Here is a 13124-nt window from a genome sequence, read left to right as displayed (position 1 = left end):
GTGCTGGCCACGGCCCTGCAACTGGCGGGCAGCCTGAAGCCCGGCAAACCGGTCTCGCGCAGCGCCAGCGCCCCGACGGCCCTCGGCGGCAGCCAGGACAGCGGCAACCGGGAGACCGGTACCGTGAAGTGGTTCAACACCTCAAAAGGTTTCGGCTTCATTTCCCGCGATTCGGGCGAGGACATCTTCGTCCACTTCCGAGCGATTCGCGGCGAAGGCCACCGCATCCTCATCGAAGGCCAGCGCGTGGAGTTCTCGGTGGTACAACGGGACAAGGGCCTGCAGGCGGAAGACGTAATCGCCTCCCGCCGCTGACCGCCGCGAAAAACAGAAAACCCGCCGAACGGCGGGTTTTTTGTGCATTCAATAATGGGGAGGAGGCGCTTCGTCTTCCCCCGCCTCGCCCACCAGCCCCTGGACGTCTTCCAGACGCTTGATCAATGCCGCGACCTGAAGCTGCAGTCGCTCAATGCTGCGCTGCTGCTCGACCACCACATCGTTGAGAGCCTGCAAAGTGTCATCCTGGAAAGCCTGGCGGCATTCCAGGTCATCCATGCGCGCGTCCAGCTCCATCTAGGCCTCCCCGGCAAAACGGAAGCCGTCGGTCAGCACCATCCGCAACTTGCCGCGGATCGCCTCGACCTGCTCGGAAGAATAAGGCTGAGCCGGATGGCGCCCCCAGACAGGACCGGGCCAGGCGTCGTCGCCACGTCGCCGGACGATCACGTGCATGTGGAGCTGGCTGACCACATTGCCCAGGTTAGCGACATTCATCTTGTCCGCACGGAAGGTGTCCTTGAGCACCTCTGCCAGCAGCGTGGCCTCGCGCCACAGCGCCTGCTGGTCATCGACATCGAGCTGGAACAGCTCGGTGACATCCTCCCGCCTCGGCACCAGGATGAACCACGGATAGCGGGCATCGTTCATCAGCAGCAGGCGGCTGAGGGGAAAGTCGCCGAGCAACAGGGTGTCCTGCTCCAGCCGGGGATCCAAAGCGAACATACTGACCTCTCCTGTTCGACCGTCATTCATGGACAGCTTAGCCCCTCCTTCCGAGAAGGGACCCGCCGTAACTGCCGCGCAGGATACTTCGCCGCCCGGCCAAAGCAAGCCCGCACATCCGCCCGCCCCAGCTTGGCGCGCCACTCCAGCCGAACGCCCCATAAGATGCCGGCCGAATGAATACAGCGCGACGTCGAACAGGAGACATGCCGTGGATACAAACGCATTCGCCACAGACAACTCGATGGCAACCAACCCTTGAAGCAGACGGATTACAAACAGGTTTCAAAGCATGATTCGTTTGCTTTCAAACAGAATAGCTTCGCTCTCGAAGAGACCAACTGGAATACATAGGCGAAGCCGTTTTCCAATTTGTGCACGGAGTTTGCTTATACCTCTTTCATCACAGTAAGAGGGGCCGCACGGAACATGACATTTTTATTACAAGACCCCGCCAATCGGGAAAAGCGACTTGAGAAGCGACCTCAACAAGAGTGACCAAGCCCGCGACATACGTCATTTTTTCAACTGCTCACCTACGCAGATGCGACATACGTCATGCAATTTTGCGACAACGCCGTAAAGAATCCGTCGCTTCGAAACCTCAACTATCGCCAAGAAACACTGCGTGCTATAAGTTAGCGCCGACAAGAAGAACTAGCCGTCACTGCGGCACTGTGATGGCAGAGATAATTTCAAAACCAAAGGAGCAATCACAATGAAAGTGATGAAGTGGAGCGCCATTGCACTGGCGGTTTCCGCAGGTAGCACTCAGTTCGCCGTGGCCGACGCATTCGTCAGCGATCAGGCCGAAGCGAAGGGGTTCATCGAAGACAGCAGCCTCGACCTGCTGCTCCGCAACTACTATTTCAACCGTGACGGCAAGGAAGGTCGGGGCGATCGCGTCGATTGGACCCAGGGCTTCCTCACCACCTACGAATCCGGCTTCACTCAAGGCACCGTGGGCTTCGGCGTCGATGCCTTCGGCTACCTGGGCCTGAAGCTCGACGGTACCTCGGACAAGACCGGCACCGGCAACCTGCCGGTGATGAACGACGGCAAGCCGCGCGACGACTACAGCCGCGCTGGCGGCGCCCTGAAGGTGCGCATTTCCAAGACCATGCTGAAGTGGGGCGAAATGCAACCTACCGCGCCGGTCTTCGCCGCCGGCGGCAGCCGCCTGTTCCCGCAGACCGCGACCGGCTTCCAACTGCAGAGCAGTGAATTCGAAGGGCTCGATCTCGAAGCGGGCCACTTCACCGAAGGCAAGCAGGGCACCACCACCAAGTCGCGCGGCGAACTCTACGCAACCTATGCAGGCCAGACCGCCAAGAGCGCGGACTTCGCCGGCGGCCGCTACGCGATCACCGACAATCTCAGCGCCTCCCTGTATGGCGCCGAATTGAAAGACATCTATCGCCAGTATTACCTGAACACCAACTACACAATCCCGCTGGCATCCGACCAGTCGCTGGGCTTCGACTTCAACATCTACCGCACCACCGATGAAGGCAAAGCCAAGGCCGGCGACATCAGCAACACCGCCTGGTCCCTGGCCGGCGCGTACACCCTGGACGCGCACACCTTCACCCTGGCCTACCAGCAGGTGCATGGCGACGAGCCGTTCGACTACATCGGCTTCGGCGAGAACGGTTCCGGCGGCGGCGGTGACTCGATTTTCCTCGCCAACTCCGTGCAGTACTCCGACTTCAACGGCCCCGGCGAGAAATCCTGGCAGGCCCGCTACGACCTGAACATGGCCTCCTACGGCGTTCCCGGCCTGACCTTCATGGTTCGTTACATCAACGGTAAGGACATCGACGGCACCAAGGTCGACTCCAGTTCCTCCTACGCGGGCCTGTACGGCGAGGACGGCAAGCACCACGAGACCAACCTGGAAGCCAAATACGTCGTCCAGGCCGGCCCGGCCAAGGACCTGTCGTTCCGTATCCGCCAGGCCTGGCACCGCGCCAATGCCGACGAGGGTGAAGGCGACCAGAACGAGTTCCGCCTGATCGTCGACTATCCGCTGTCGATCCTGTAATCGACCGACAGGCAACGAAAAAACCCGGCATCGCCGGGTTTTTTCTTCTCGGCGGCAACGCGCCTATAAAGGAAGGGCGTAGGTACCGGTCACATGGGCCACCAGGTCTTCCTCATTACTCTGCGAAAACACTCCGACCTCGCAGACGACCTGGCGCCGCCCCAGCTTGAGGATGCTCGCCTCGGCCAACAGGTCCTCGGGCCTGGGCTTGCTGAGGAAGTTGATGTTCAGGTTCGAGGTCACGGCCATCTCGACCGCCCCGAGACGCCCGAGAATGACCGCGTACATCGCCGCGTCGGCCAGCGCCATGATGGTCGGGCCGGACAACGTTCCACCGGGACGCACCAGCTTGCCGTGAAAAGGTATGCGCGCCAGCGCATGTCGTTCGTCGAGACGCTCGACACGAAAATCGATGTCCTCGGCCATGGGCAGCCCCATGCGGATCAACGCCTGTACCTGCGCCGCGTTCATTGCCTGCTGACTCCTCATCATCGATGGCCGGCGCCCTGTACGCAGCCAGACCGGCACCGTACAATGCCCAGCCATTCCTCCCGATACAACCGACATAACGGCCAAAGATGCGTACCAGTCAGTATCTGCTTTCCACGCTCAAAGAAACCCCCGCCGACGCGGTGGTAATCAGCCATCAACTGCTGCTTCGCGCCGGCATGATCCGTCGCCTGGCCTCGGGTCTCTACACCTGGCTGCCAATGGGCCTGCGGGTACTGCGCAAGGTCGAGACCATCGTCCGCGAGGAAATGAACACTGCCGGCGCCCTGGAAGTGCTGATGCCGGCGGTGCAGCCGGCCGAGCTGTGGCAGGAGTCGGGGCGCTGGGAGCAATACGGCCCTGAGCTGCTGCGCCTGAAGGACCGCCACGAGCGCGAATTCTGCGTAGGCCCGACCCACGAAGAAGTGATCACCGACCTCGCGCGCAACGAGCTGAACAGCTACAAGCAACTGCCGATCAACTTCTATCAGATCCAGACCAAATTCCGCGATGAGATCCGCCCGCGCTTCGGCCTGATGCGCGGACGCGAATTCATCATGAAGGACGCCTATTCCTTCCACCTGAGCCAGGACTCGCTGCAGCAGACCTACGACGGGATGTACCAGGCGTACAGCAAGATCTTCTCCCGCCTCGGCCTGGATTTCCGTCCCGTGCAAGCCGACAACGGCTCCATCGGCGGCAGCGACTCCCATGAGTTCCACGTGCTGGCCAACTCCGGCGAGGACGATATCGTCTTCAGCGACAGCTCCGACTACGCCGCGAACATCGAGAAGGCCGAAGCCGTGCCGCGCGAGAGCGCCCGCGGCAGCGCCACCGAGGACATGCGCCTGGTCGACACGCCCAACATCAAGACCATCGCGGCCCTGGTGGACGGCTTCCAGCTACCGATCGAGAAAACCATCAAGACCCTGGTGGTGCATGGCGCCGAAGAAGGCACGCTGGTCGCCCTGATCGTCCGCGGCGATCACGAGCTCAACGAAATCAAGGCCGCCAACCAGCCGCTGGTCGCCAGCCCGCTGGTATTCGCTTCGGAGGCCGAGATCCGTGCCGCCATCGGCGCCGGCCCCGGCTCGCTGGGCCCGGTCAACCTGCCGATCGCCTGCATCGTCGACCGCTCCGTCGCCCTGATGAGCGATTTCGCCGCTGGCGCCAACATCGAGGACAAGCACTACTTCGGCGTGAACTGGGAGCGCGACCTGCCGCTGCCCGAGGTCGCCGACCTGCGCAATGTCGTCGAAGGCGACCCCAGCCCGGACGGCAAGGGCACCCTGGTGATCAAGCGCGGCATCGAGGTCGGTCATATCTTCCAGCTTGGCACCAAGTACAGCGAAGCGATGAAGCTGAACGTCCTGAGCGAACAGGGCAAGCCGGTCAACCTGATCATGGGCTGCTACGGCATCGGCGTATCCCGCGTGGTCGCCGCCGCCATCGAACAGAACCATGACGAGCGTGGCATTCTCTGGCCAAGCGCACTGGCGCCGTTCCAGATCGCCCTGGTACCGCTGAAGTACGAAACCGAGAGCGTCAAGCAGGCGACCGACAAGCTCTATGCCGAGCTGACCGCAGCCGGTTTCGAAGTGCTGCTGGACGATCGCGACAAGAAGACCAGCCCCGGGGTGAAGTTCGCCGACATGGAGCTGATCGGCATTCCCCACCGCATCGTGATCAGCGACCGCGGCCTCAACGAAGGCGTCCTGGAATACAAGGGCCGCCGTGACAGCGAGTCGCAGAACCTGCCGATCGGCGAACTGATGTCGTTCATCACCGAAAAACTCAGCCGCTGAGCGTAACGATGCCCACCGGAAGACCCCTGCGCCTATTCGCCGCCGCCCTGTGCGGCGGCCTTCTGCTGAGCGGCTGCGCCAACCAGTTGCCGCAGCGTAGCGAGCATGAGGAGCGCGTCGAGCGGAAGCTGCTCGAACACACCCTGCAAGTCGATGTCGGCCAGCCCGATGTGCTCGAACTGCCGCAGCGCCGGGTCCGGATCAACGACCAGAAGTCCTTCGAGGTCACCGAGTTCGAGGTGACGCGCCGTTACGACCGCTATACGCCATACCAGGCCTGGCGGGAAATCTACGAGATCCCGTTGGGCGCGGTGGCGCTGGTGGCCGGCGTCGGAGCGAACATCGTCAACGTGGTGACCTTCGGCAGCGTACCGGACAACATCACCCACGGCTGGATCAACTATGGGCTGGCCGGGGTGAATCCGTTCATGAACGTGGAATCCAACGGTCGCGCCGAACAGAATCTCGCGAGCATCGACGAGAAACAGCGCGACAAGCGCCTGGAATACTCCAGCCTGCCCTGGGCGGAGCGTCCGGTCATGGTCAGTTCCGGCAAGGAACTCAACGAACTGCTTACCGACCGTCATGGCGTGCTGCGCCTCAACCTGCTTGACAGCCCCTTCGCCGAACAGGACATCAGCCGCATCTCGCAGATACATCTTTCGGTGAGCGACCCGCAGGATGGTACCCGCGCCGATGCCAGCCTCCGCGTCAGCCGCAGCCTGCGCGGCAAGCTCCTGGAAGCTCACGCCCTGATCTATGACGACCTGGAAGGCGATGACGTCCACCACTGGGTCCATCGGGTGAAACGCCTCGCGGAGCTGGGCCTGGAAGAAGAAGCCAGCGAACTGGAACAGAGCCTGATCGAACTCACGCGCAACGACCCCGAACTGCAGCAGCAGTTCATGCATGCCCTGCTCCGGGATGCCGGACGCCTGGCCGCGGACCCTGGCGAGACGCCCTGACGGCGAACTCGCCTCGTCAGCGACGGACGACGAAGCCAGCGATCCCCTGCAGCGGCATTTGCTCGACCTCGACCGCAGAGACCTCCGCGTGCCGCGGGCCCCGCCCCAGCCATCGCTCCAGGGCTTTCGCCCGGTCCTCCTCGCCCTCCCAGTCGACCTCGACACGCCCGTCATCCAGGTTGCGCACCCAACCGTCGAGTTCGAGGCGATCAGCCTCTTCCCGGGTCGCCTGGCGGAAACCGACGCCCTGTACCCGGCCGCCGACATAGGCATGCAAGCAGATCCTCGCCATCAGCGTCCCTCCCGCAAAGCCTCGAGCTGTTTCAATATGCCATCGGCCGTCTGCTCGCCCAGCAGACGCTGACGCATTTCCCCCCGAGCATCGACGATATAGGTGACAGGCAACGCTTCGCTGCGAGGGAGCTTGAAGCGAGGCGCCGGATCATCGGCCAGCACGGTGAAGCGAATCCCCATGCCATCGGCCGACTTCTTCAACTCGGCATCGCGCAGGCCATCGAAATTCACGCCAATGACGCGCCCGCCCTGCCCTTCCAGCACCTGCGCAAGGCGATTCATCTCCGGAATCTCGGTCCGGCAGGGCGCGCACCAGTCAGCCCAGTAATTGACCACCAGCCAATGCCCGTCCAACTGCTCCGCAGCGACAGGACGCCCGTCCTGGTCGACTCCGTAATCCGCCGAACAGCCCGCGAGAAACAACACCGCAGCAGCGCCCAGCGGGCGTAGCCAACTCCCCATGTCAGGAACCTCTCGAGTCAGGAAAACTTCGGCCGGACCAGGGCAACCCGGCGCGGCACTATGGCGAGACCTTACTGGAAGCCATCCACCTCTGCAAAACCGAGTGGAGACGAATATGGGAAGAAGAAGCCCCGATACTTCCTACAAGGCACAAAGTGCGAGAAGAGTCACGACAATCGCCGTCGAACCGCACAGTTTGACGCAAAGGACCACCCCTATAATCCGCGTGCCACACACGACGCGACGACTCAACCGGCCGTATGCCCAGGCATCGGCAGGATCGACTTGGGGAGAAGTCGAGAGCGACGAGTCCGAAGCCCTTTTTAACGGACACACTGCTGCTTATGAAAGACCATCTGATCGGAAGCGTCCCCCCACACCTGGTGGATGCCGCACGCCCGACCCTGACAGCCCACGAGGGCCTGGTCGCGGACTACAACATTGCCGCCTGGCTACATCTTCCGGATGCCTGCGACCTGCTGGTGTCACTGGTGGTCAGCTATCTGGATGGCGGGCGCCAACGCGAAGTGGCGGTGGATCACGGACGAATCGACCGCCAGCAACGCATCCTGCTTTCCGGCATTGCCCGCCTGCCCGTACGGCAGAAAGTGGAGAACATGCAGGTACGCCTGAAGTCGGCGACGGCCTTTTCCCGACTGGTCGTGGAGGAGTTCTTCGTACAAGCGGTGGAGCAGGAAAACAGGTCACAGCAGGTGTCCGAAGCTTGAGCCGGATCGCTCAGCCCTGGCGTACCTGATCGAGCAGGGGTTCGTCCCGCGCTTTCTCAGGCGACGGTTCGCTGACGCTACGCGCCGGCACCAGCGACTCCGGCCAACTGCTGAACTGCAGCCCGGTAATCCGGTTCAAACGCTCAAGCGCTGCCTGCTCATCCTTGTGATGCAAATGGACGACCTTGTTCGACATTGGGAGCATGAACGGGAACCTCGGCGGAACTACGGAGTGAAACGACTGTCACACGAGGGTTTGCCAGAAGCGTGCCAACAGCGCTTTCCCTGCGCTTGCTGGGATTCCTCCGGCAGAATGCAGCGCCTCATGCACATCGTTCGCCGCAAACTGACACTTTACGTCACCTTCGCTCCCGAGGTTCCGTCCGCCAGCCAGTGGGCCAGGCTTTCTCCGAACAGCGCCTCCTGCTCCACCTGCAAGCGCTCCATGGCCTGCTGGAACGGCGGATACCACGCCTCGTCCAGATTCGCAGGCATGCGCTCTCGGCTAGGCATGGGCCAGGGGCAGCGATTCAGCAAGCGGTGCACACTGTAGGCGCCAAGATCCCGGCACAGCACCCACTCACCTCCGCCGGCGCGGCAGACGAACTGCTCCTTCTCGAGAAAGTCCAGCAGTTCCTCCCACTCATCCTCGGGCAACAGCCAACCCGCACGATGCAAGTGGGTCAGGCGTAGCGACTGTCCAAGCTGCTGGCGCTGGTGGAACACCCTCAGCACGCCGAGCAGAACGATCAGCTTGGGCAGCGAGCGCCGCCGCCAGAGACGGGAAGAAGAGAGATTGCAGACCAGCACCGCGCCGAACAGAACGATCATCCAGGAAAGATAGATCCACAGCAGGAAGATAGGCACGGTGGCGAAGGCACCGTAGATCAACTGGTAGCCGGGAAACAGGCTTACGTACAGCCCGAACAGGGTTTTCGCGGCTTCGAACAGTACCGCGGTGAACACGCCGCCCATCAGGGCATGGCGCACCGGGACCCGGGCGTTCGGGACCGCCGAATAGAGCAGGGTGAAGGCCGCCACGCTGAACGCCAGCGGCATCAGCCCTAGCAGCGTCTCCGCGCCCGGCAACGCGTCCGGGCCATGGAGCAGCGACAGCGAAGTGATGTAGGTGGTCACGGCGAAGCCGGCCCCCAGCAACAATGGGCCCAGGCTGAGGATCGCCCAGTAGAGGAGGAACCGCCCGACACCCCGGCGTGGCTGGCGAACCCGCCAGATCTCGTTGAAGGCTTTCTCGATGGTCACCAGCATGGTGAAGGCGGTGACTGCCAGAAAGACCACCCCGACCCAGGTCAGGTGCCGGGCCTGGGTGGTGAAACTCTTCAGGTAGGTTTCCACCGCTTCTCCAGCGGAAGGCACGAAATTGCGAAAGATGAAAGTCTGGATCGACTCGCCCATGCCATGGAATGCCGGAATCAGCGAAAGCATGGAAAACATCACCGTCATCATCGGCACTACCGCGAACAACGTGGTGTAGGTCAGCGCCGCCGCGCTGTTGGGAGCCTTGTCGGTGACGAAGCGATGAGCGAGGAAGCGAGCGAACTCGACCCCATCGTTGAAATGTTCGCGCATGCCCTCTCCTTGAAGTCGCGCCGGTTCTTCGCCTCTCGGGGCGGTACTTCGCGCCGACGGGTTCAGTCCTGGTCGACGAGGCGGTTAGAATAGCCGTCACTTCACCGGCCATGCGACCCCTGACATGAGCGAACTGATCCTGTTGCACAATCCGCGCTGCTCGAAATCCCGCGCAGCGCTCGAACTGCTCGAAGCCCGCGGCCTGGAACCGCAAGTGGTGCGCTATCTGGAGTCCCCGCCGAGCGCCGCCGAGCTGAAAGCGATCCTGGCCAAGCTCGGCATTCCCGCCCGCCAGTTGCTGCGGACCGGGGAGGACGAATACAAGGCCCTCGGCCTGGATGAGCCCAGTCTTGGCGAAGAGGCCATCATCGAGGCAATGGCCAGACATCCGAAGCTGATCGAGCGCCCGGTGCTGGTCGCGGGTGACAAGGCGGTGGTTGGCCGGCCTCCGGAAAGAGTCCTGGAGATCCTCGCTTGAGCAGTCCCTACATCCTGGTGCTGTACTACAGTCGCCATGGCGCTACCGCGGAAATGGCCCGGCAGATCGCCCGTGGCGTCGAACAGGGCGGCTTCGAGGCGCGCGTACGCACGGTTCCCGCGGTATCCACCGAATGCGAAGCGGTCGCCCCGGAGATCCCCGCGGAGGGGGCGCTGTACGCAACCCTGGAGGACCTGAAGAACTGCGCGGGCCTGGCCCTCGGCAGCCCGACCCGCTTCGGCAACATGGCTTCCCCGCTGAAATACTTCCTCGACGGTACCAGTAGCCTGTGGCTGACCGGCGGCCTGGTCGGCAAGCCGGCAGCGGTCTTCACCTCCACCGCCAGCCTGCACGGCGGCCAGGAGACCACTCAGTTATCGATGCTGTTGCCGTTGCTGCACCACGGCATGCTGGTCCTGGGCATTCCCTACAGCGAACCCGCCCTGCTGGAAACCCGCGGCGGCGGCACGCCTTACGGCGCCAGCCACTTCGCCGGCGCCGATGGCAAGCGCAGCCTCGATGAGCACGAACTGACCCTGTGTCGCGCGCTGGGCAAACGCCTGGCGGAAACCGCCGGCAAGCTGGGGAGTTGAAATGGCCCGCAAGAACAAACCGCTGCCCGAAGTAGCGTGGCTGCAGCCGCGCCTGGCGCTCAGCCGCGCCATCAGCCTGGGAAGCTTCGTCGGCCTGGTCCTGCTCATCCTCATTCGCGACCTGATCTACGCGGACGCCCATGGTGCAGCGAGCTGGGTGCCCTGGCTGGTCCTCGCCTTCAAGCTGCTGCCGCTGCTGGTGGTGGCCCCCGGACTGCTCATGGGCAGCGCGCGCGGGCATGCCTGGGCCTGCTACGTGGTCAACCTGTATTTCATCCTCGGCGTACTCGCCGCCTTCGATCCCACGCAGCGCCTGTTCGGCTGGGCCGAAGTGCTACTCAGCGTGACCTTGTTCTGCGCCGCGCTGCTCTATACGCGCTGGCGATTCCAGTACGACCGAAGGGTCGCCGGGGAACGCTGATGGTAAGGCAGGAGCCCCCTCCTGCCCTGCCTGCGCCGCTTTCCAGTGCCGACCGCCGGTAAGCCTGCGGACAACCAGCGCTCCGGTATTGCCGGCGCATGGATGGAGAGACGGATAGAAGGCGGTCACTTCCTGCTGCAAGCGAAACCCAAGGACTGCGGCACGGCCATGCGGGAGTTCGCCGACGGACTGTCGACGCTTACCAGCCGAGGGTTTCCTTGAGGAAAGGAATGGTCAGCTTGCGCTGAGCCTGGAGCGAAGCGCGATCCAGTTGCTCCAGCAGATCGAACAGAGAGTTCATGCTGCGCGAACCGCGGTTGAGGATGAAACGACCGACTTCATCGGTCAGATGCAAGCCACGACGGGATGCCCGCAGTTGCAGGGCACGAAGCTTGTCCTCGTCGGAAAGACCGTGCAACTGGAAGATCAGCGCCATGGTGAGGCGGGACTTCAGGTCCGGCAGCTTGACCTGCAGCTCCCGGGGCGACTTCGATGCCGCCAGCAGCAGGCGCCGACCGGTATCGCGCAGTCGATTGAACAGGTGGAACAGCCCCTCTTCCCACTCTCGCTTGCCAACCAGCACATCCAGGTCGTCGATGCAGACCAGCTCGCACTGCTCGAGATCGTCGAAGATTTCCGGGCCGTACTGCACCAGATCTGCCATCGGCAGGTAGATGGTTCGCTCTTCGAACTGCTCGAAACGCAAGCAGGCCGCCTGCAACAGGTGGCTGCGACCGACGCCGTCGTGTCCCCAGAGGTAGATGAGGCTTTCCGCCCAGCCAGCCTCGGCTTCGCACAAACGCTCGACATATCCCAGTGCCGCGGCATTGGCACCGGGATAGTAGTTGGCGAAGGTGGCGTCGTCGCGCAGACGCACACTGAGGGGAAGCTGAATAGGTTTCATGCCAGGCTGGGCGGACAATCCGAAAACGCCGCAGGAGTCACCGTAAAGGCTGCAAAGTTTATACGCCTCGGCAAGGCCGCACAATGAGCAACTAGGCAAGCAAAATCAAAGGTTTGCCGATAGCCGAGGCTCCTTGCCCAGAGCATCGGCCGGTCGCGCGCCGGCCCGCTCCGTTGCATAGGAGCGGATCGGCGCGCCGACTCACTGCCAGCGGAAATTCAGTTGGGACGACGACGGCACCGCCGCGCTGGGCGCTGCGGGCTGGCCAGAGGCATCCAGCGGTACGCTGTCGGCCGGGATTTCCTGCAACTGCGCCAGGCCCAGCTGGGCACGTAATTGCTCGGGACTGGCCTTCACGGAATAGTCGAGGCGATCGCCCCGCACGCCTACCAGACGCGCGCCGAACGGATCGAGCAGGCGTTGCAACTCGGCATAGCGTGCCAGTGTCGCGCCCTGGACCTGGAGGGTCAGGCCGGTCGCCGCTCCCGGCGTGGCAACGAAACGGGTAGACAGGCGGTTGCCGACGGCCAGCATCACGCTGTCTGCCAACGCGTCGGGCGTAGCGCCTTCAGCCTGGCCTTGCTCCCGCGAATCGCCCATCCACAGCCGCCATTGCGCCTGCCATTTGCCGTCCGCCTCCTTGGCGTCCACTGCCAGCAAGGCATCGGCGGCATAACGCTCGGAGGCTGCGCGCAGGGCATCGGGTTGGGCGGCGGTGAGGTTCTCCGGGGTACCGACGATCTGTTCGTCGAGATCCGCCAGAGGCAGGCGCAACGGCAAGCCGCGGTTCTGCGCCGCACGCTTGAGCGGTTCGGCCGAGGCCTGGTTGTCACCGACCAGGGTGCTGCCATCGGCGCTTTCGTTCAGCCACCAGGCCAGCACCGCCGGGCGGTTGGCGCCCCAGCTCGGCAGGCCGGCGGCACGCAGCGCATTACCGGTGGCGGTTGGATCGAAATCGACCACCAGCGCCAGCGGCGGACCATTTTCGAAGGCGTACTGGCTGATCAGTTGCTGCGGATCCTTCAGGTACCCCGCCAATGCCGGGTTCTGCGGCGCCTGCGGATTGCCGGTCAGGCGCACCAGCAGGGTCTGCAGGGCTCGCACCAGTCCGGCATCGCGCTCCCCGGGCTGCTGCGACGAAACCGGCTCGTGGACCTGGTAGAGATTGGGGACCGTTGCCGCGAAGACGGGCAAGCCTAGCAGGGAAAAACAGAGAACGAAGAGTCGGGCTATGCGCATGGAGGGCTCTCGACGAACGGATGGGAACGGCGGCGACGAGCTGTGAGGGCCGCGCAAGTGGACCTATACCTTAAACAGCAGTCCGTCCAGCGGCAACCGAGATGGCCGCT

17 protein-coding genes are annotated in these 13124 nt (G+C 63.2%); 8 read left to right on the top strand and 9 right to left on the bottom strand.

The genetic code is table 11. The annotated features are described in order from the left end of the window. A partial coding sequence (locus tag FFS27_RS33515; RefSeq protein WP_256659439.1) for a cold-shock protein occupies nucleotides 1–315 on the top strand: 315 nt, incomplete at its 5' end. A gap of 48 nt (nucleotides 316–363) precedes the next feature. On the opposite strand, the gene FFS27_RS06690 is transcribed toward FFS27_RS33515, so the two are convergent. Both FFS27_RS06690 and FFS27_RS06685 read right to left on the bottom strand, forming a co-directional pair. Next, nucleotides 364–573: a SlyX family protein gene (locus tag FFS27_RS06690; RefSeq protein WP_003086099.1), complete on the bottom strand. Its 210-nt coding sequence runs from the start codon at nucleotides 571–573 to the stop codon at nucleotides 364–366. Then, nucleotides 574–1002 carry an HIT family protein gene (locus FFS27_RS06685; protein WP_003086095.1) on the bottom strand — a complete coding sequence of 143 codons (429 nt, stop codon included), beginning with the start codon at nucleotides 1000–1002 and terminating at the stop codon, nucleotides 574–576. 718 nt (nucleotides 1003–1720) lie between these two features. On the opposite strand from FFS27_RS06685, the gene FFS27_RS06680 reads away from it, so the two are divergent. After that, nucleotides 1721–3046 (top strand): OprD family porin, encoded by a 1326-nt coding sequence (locus tag FFS27_RS06680; RefSeq protein ID WP_003109949.1) that lies wholly within the window; start codon nucleotides 1721–1723, stop codon nucleotides 3044–3046. Nucleotides 3047–3109: 63 nt separating this feature from the next. On the opposite strand, the gene FFS27_RS06675 is transcribed toward FFS27_RS06680, so the two are convergent. Further along, nucleotides 3110–3517 (bottom strand): PaaI family thioesterase, encoded by a 408-nt coding sequence (locus FFS27_RS06675; RefSeq protein WP_003086091.1) that lies wholly within the window; start codon nucleotides 3515–3517, stop codon nucleotides 3110–3112. Between the two features lie 107 nt (nucleotides 3518–3624). Here FFS27_RS06675 and FFS27_RS06670 point away from each other — a divergent pair, with 107 nt between their 5' ends. Together FFS27_RS06670 and FFS27_RS06665 are read left to right on the top strand one after the other, a co-directional pair. Next, the gene (locus FFS27_RS06670; RefSeq protein ID WP_021264338.1) at nucleotides 3625–5340 is read left to right on the top strand and encodes a proline--tRNA ligase; all 1716 of its coding nucleotides are present in this window, start codon (nucleotides 3625–3627) and stop codon (nucleotides 5338–5340) included. 8 nt (nucleotides 5341–5348) lie between these two features. Further along, entirely contained in the window at nucleotides 5349–6305 is a 957-nt protein-coding gene (locus FFS27_RS06665) for a hypothetical protein (RefSeq protein WP_003086088.1), read from the top strand. Nucleotides 6306–6321: 16 nt separating this feature from the next. Here FFS27_RS06665 and FFS27_RS06660 read toward each other — a convergent pair whose 3' ends face one another. After that, a complete protein-coding gene (locus FFS27_RS06660; protein WP_137951954.1) occupies nucleotides 6322–6597 on the bottom strand; it encodes an acylphosphatase in 276 nt (91 codons plus the stop codon). Then, a complete protein-coding gene (locus FFS27_RS06655; protein ID WP_003102387.1) occupies nucleotides 6597–7061 on the bottom strand; it encodes a TlpA disulfide reductase family protein in 465 nt (154 codons plus the stop codon). Before FFS27_RS06655 ends, FFS27_RS06660 begins: the two co-directional genes overlap by 1 nt. Before the next feature lie 344 nt (nucleotides 7062–7405). On the opposite strand from FFS27_RS06655, the gene FFS27_RS06650 reads away from it, so the two are divergent. Further along, nucleotides 7406–7789, top strand: a complete 384-nt coding sequence (locus FFS27_RS06650; RefSeq protein WP_014603632.1) for a hypothetical protein — start codon at nucleotides 7406–7408, stop codon at nucleotides 7787–7789. Nucleotides 7790–7799: 10 nt separating this feature from the next. Here FFS27_RS06650 and FFS27_RS06645 read toward each other — a convergent pair whose 3' ends face one another. Further along, on the bottom strand, nucleotides 7800–7985 hold the full coding sequence (locus FFS27_RS06645) for a hypothetical protein (RefSeq protein ID WP_003112577.1): 186 nt from the start codon (nucleotides 7983–7985) through the stop codon (nucleotides 7800–7802). 158 nt (nucleotides 7986–8143) lie between these two features. Continuing rightward, nucleotides 8144–9379 carry a YihY family inner membrane protein gene (locus FFS27_RS06640; protein ID WP_003086078.1) on the bottom strand — a complete coding sequence of 412 codons (1236 nt, stop codon included), beginning with the start codon at nucleotides 9377–9379 and terminating at the stop codon, nucleotides 8144–8146. A gap of 124 nt (nucleotides 9380–9503) precedes the next feature. On the opposite strand from FFS27_RS06640, the gene arsC reads away from it, so the two are divergent. From arsC to FFS27_RS06625, 3 genes are read left to right on the top strand one after another with little or no spacing between them, the layout of a single operon-like run. Next, the gene (gene arsC / locus FFS27_RS06635) at nucleotides 9504–9857 is read left to right on the top strand and encodes an arsenate reductase (glutaredoxin) (protein WP_003086076.1); all 354 of its coding nucleotides are present in this window, start codon (nucleotides 9504–9506) and stop codon (nucleotides 9855–9857) included. Continuing rightward, entirely contained in the window at nucleotides 9854–10450 is a 597-nt protein-coding gene (wrbA, locus tag FFS27_RS06630; protein ID WP_003086074.1) for an NAD(P)H:quinone oxidoreductase, read from the top strand. Before arsC ends, wrbA begins: the two co-directional genes overlap by 4 nt. A gap of 1 nt (nucleotide 10451) precedes the next feature. Continuing rightward, nucleotides 10452–10871, top strand: a complete 420-nt coding sequence (locus FFS27_RS06625) for a DUF2069 domain-containing protein (protein ID WP_003086072.1) — start codon at nucleotides 10452–10454, stop codon at nucleotides 10869–10871. A 199-nt stretch (nucleotides 10872–11070) separates the two neighbouring features. On the opposite strand, the gene hda is transcribed toward FFS27_RS06625, so the two are convergent. Together hda and FFS27_RS06615 are read right to left on the bottom strand one after the other, a co-directional pair. Next, nucleotides 11071–11775 carry a DnaA regulatory inactivator Hda gene (gene hda / locus FFS27_RS06620; protein WP_003102398.1) on the bottom strand — a complete coding sequence of 235 codons (705 nt, stop codon included), beginning with the start codon at nucleotides 11773–11775 and terminating at the stop codon, nucleotides 11071–11073. Between the two features lie 201 nt (nucleotides 11776–11976). Next, a complete protein-coding gene (locus tag FFS27_RS06615) occupies nucleotides 11977–13014 on the bottom strand; it encodes a DUF2066 domain-containing protein (RefSeq protein WP_003123220.1) in 1038 nt (345 codons plus the stop codon). Between the last annotated feature and the right edge of the window lie 110 nt (nucleotides 13015–13124).

Origin of the sequence: Pseudomonas sp. 2VD (genome assembly GCF_005503585.1) — a bacterium.
Taxonomy (GTDB): domain Bacteria; phylum Pseudomonadota; class Gammaproteobacteria; order Pseudomonadales; family Pseudomonadaceae; genus Pseudomonas; species Pseudomonas aeruginosa.
Note: the sequence above shows the minus strand (reverse complement) of the source record. Positions and strands in the feature narration are given on the sequence as shown.

Coding starts and splice junctions, on each gene's coding strand:
- FFS27_RS06650 (WP_014603632.1), top strand. CDS start 7,406: ATGAAAGACCATCTGATCGGAAGCGTCCCCCCACACCTGGTGGATGCC.
- FFS27_RS06615 (WP_003123220.1), bottom strand. CDS start 13,014: ATGCGCATAGCCCGACTCTTCGTTCTCTGTTTTTCCCTGCTAGGCTTG.
- hda (WP_003102398.1), bottom strand. CDS start 11,775: ATGAAACCTATTCAGCTTCCCCTCAGTGTGCGTCTGCGCGACGACGCC.
- FFS27_RS06665 (WP_003086088.1), top strand. CDS start 5,349: ATGCCCACCGGAAGACCCCTGCGCCTATTCGCCGCCGCCCTGTGCGGC.
- FFS27_RS06655 (WP_003102387.1), bottom strand. CDS start 7,061: ATGGGGAGTTGGCTACGCCCGCTGGGCGCTGCTGCGGTGTTGTTTCTC.
- FFS27_RS06640 (WP_003086078.1), bottom strand. CDS start 9,379: ATGCGCGAACATTTCAACGATGGGGTCGAGTTCGCTCGCTTCCTCGCT.
- FFS27_RS06685 (WP_003086095.1), bottom strand. CDS start 1,002: ATGTTCGCTTTGGATCCCCGGCTGGAGCAGGACACCCTGTTGCTCGGC.
- FFS27_RS06625 (WP_003086072.1), top strand. CDS start 10,452: ATGGCCCGCAAGAACAAACCGCTGCCCGAAGTAGCGTGGCTGCAGCCG.
- FFS27_RS06660 (WP_137951954.1), bottom strand. CDS start 6,597: ATGGCGAGGATCTGCTTGCATGCCTATGTCGGCGGCCGGGTACAGGGC.
- FFS27_RS06645 (WP_003112577.1), bottom strand. CDS start 7,985: ATGTCGAACAAGGTCGTCCATTTGCATCACAAGGATGAGCAGGCAGCG.
- FFS27_RS06690 (WP_003086099.1), bottom strand. CDS start 573: ATGGAGCTGGACGCGCGCATGGATGACCTGGAATGCCGCCAGGCTTTC.
- FFS27_RS06675 (WP_003086091.1), bottom strand. CDS start 3,517: ATGAACGCGGCGCAGGTACAGGCGTTGATCCGCATGGGGCTGCCCATG.
- FFS27_RS06680 (WP_003109949.1), top strand. CDS start 1,721: ATGAAAGTGATGAAGTGGAGCGCCATTGCACTGGCGGTTTCCGCAGGT.
- FFS27_RS06670 (WP_021264338.1), top strand. CDS start 3,625: ATGCGTACCAGTCAGTATCTGCTTTCCACGCTCAAAGAAACCCCCGCC.
- arsC (WP_003086076.1), top strand. CDS start 9,504: ATGAGCGAACTGATCCTGTTGCACAATCCGCGCTGCTCGAAATCCCGC.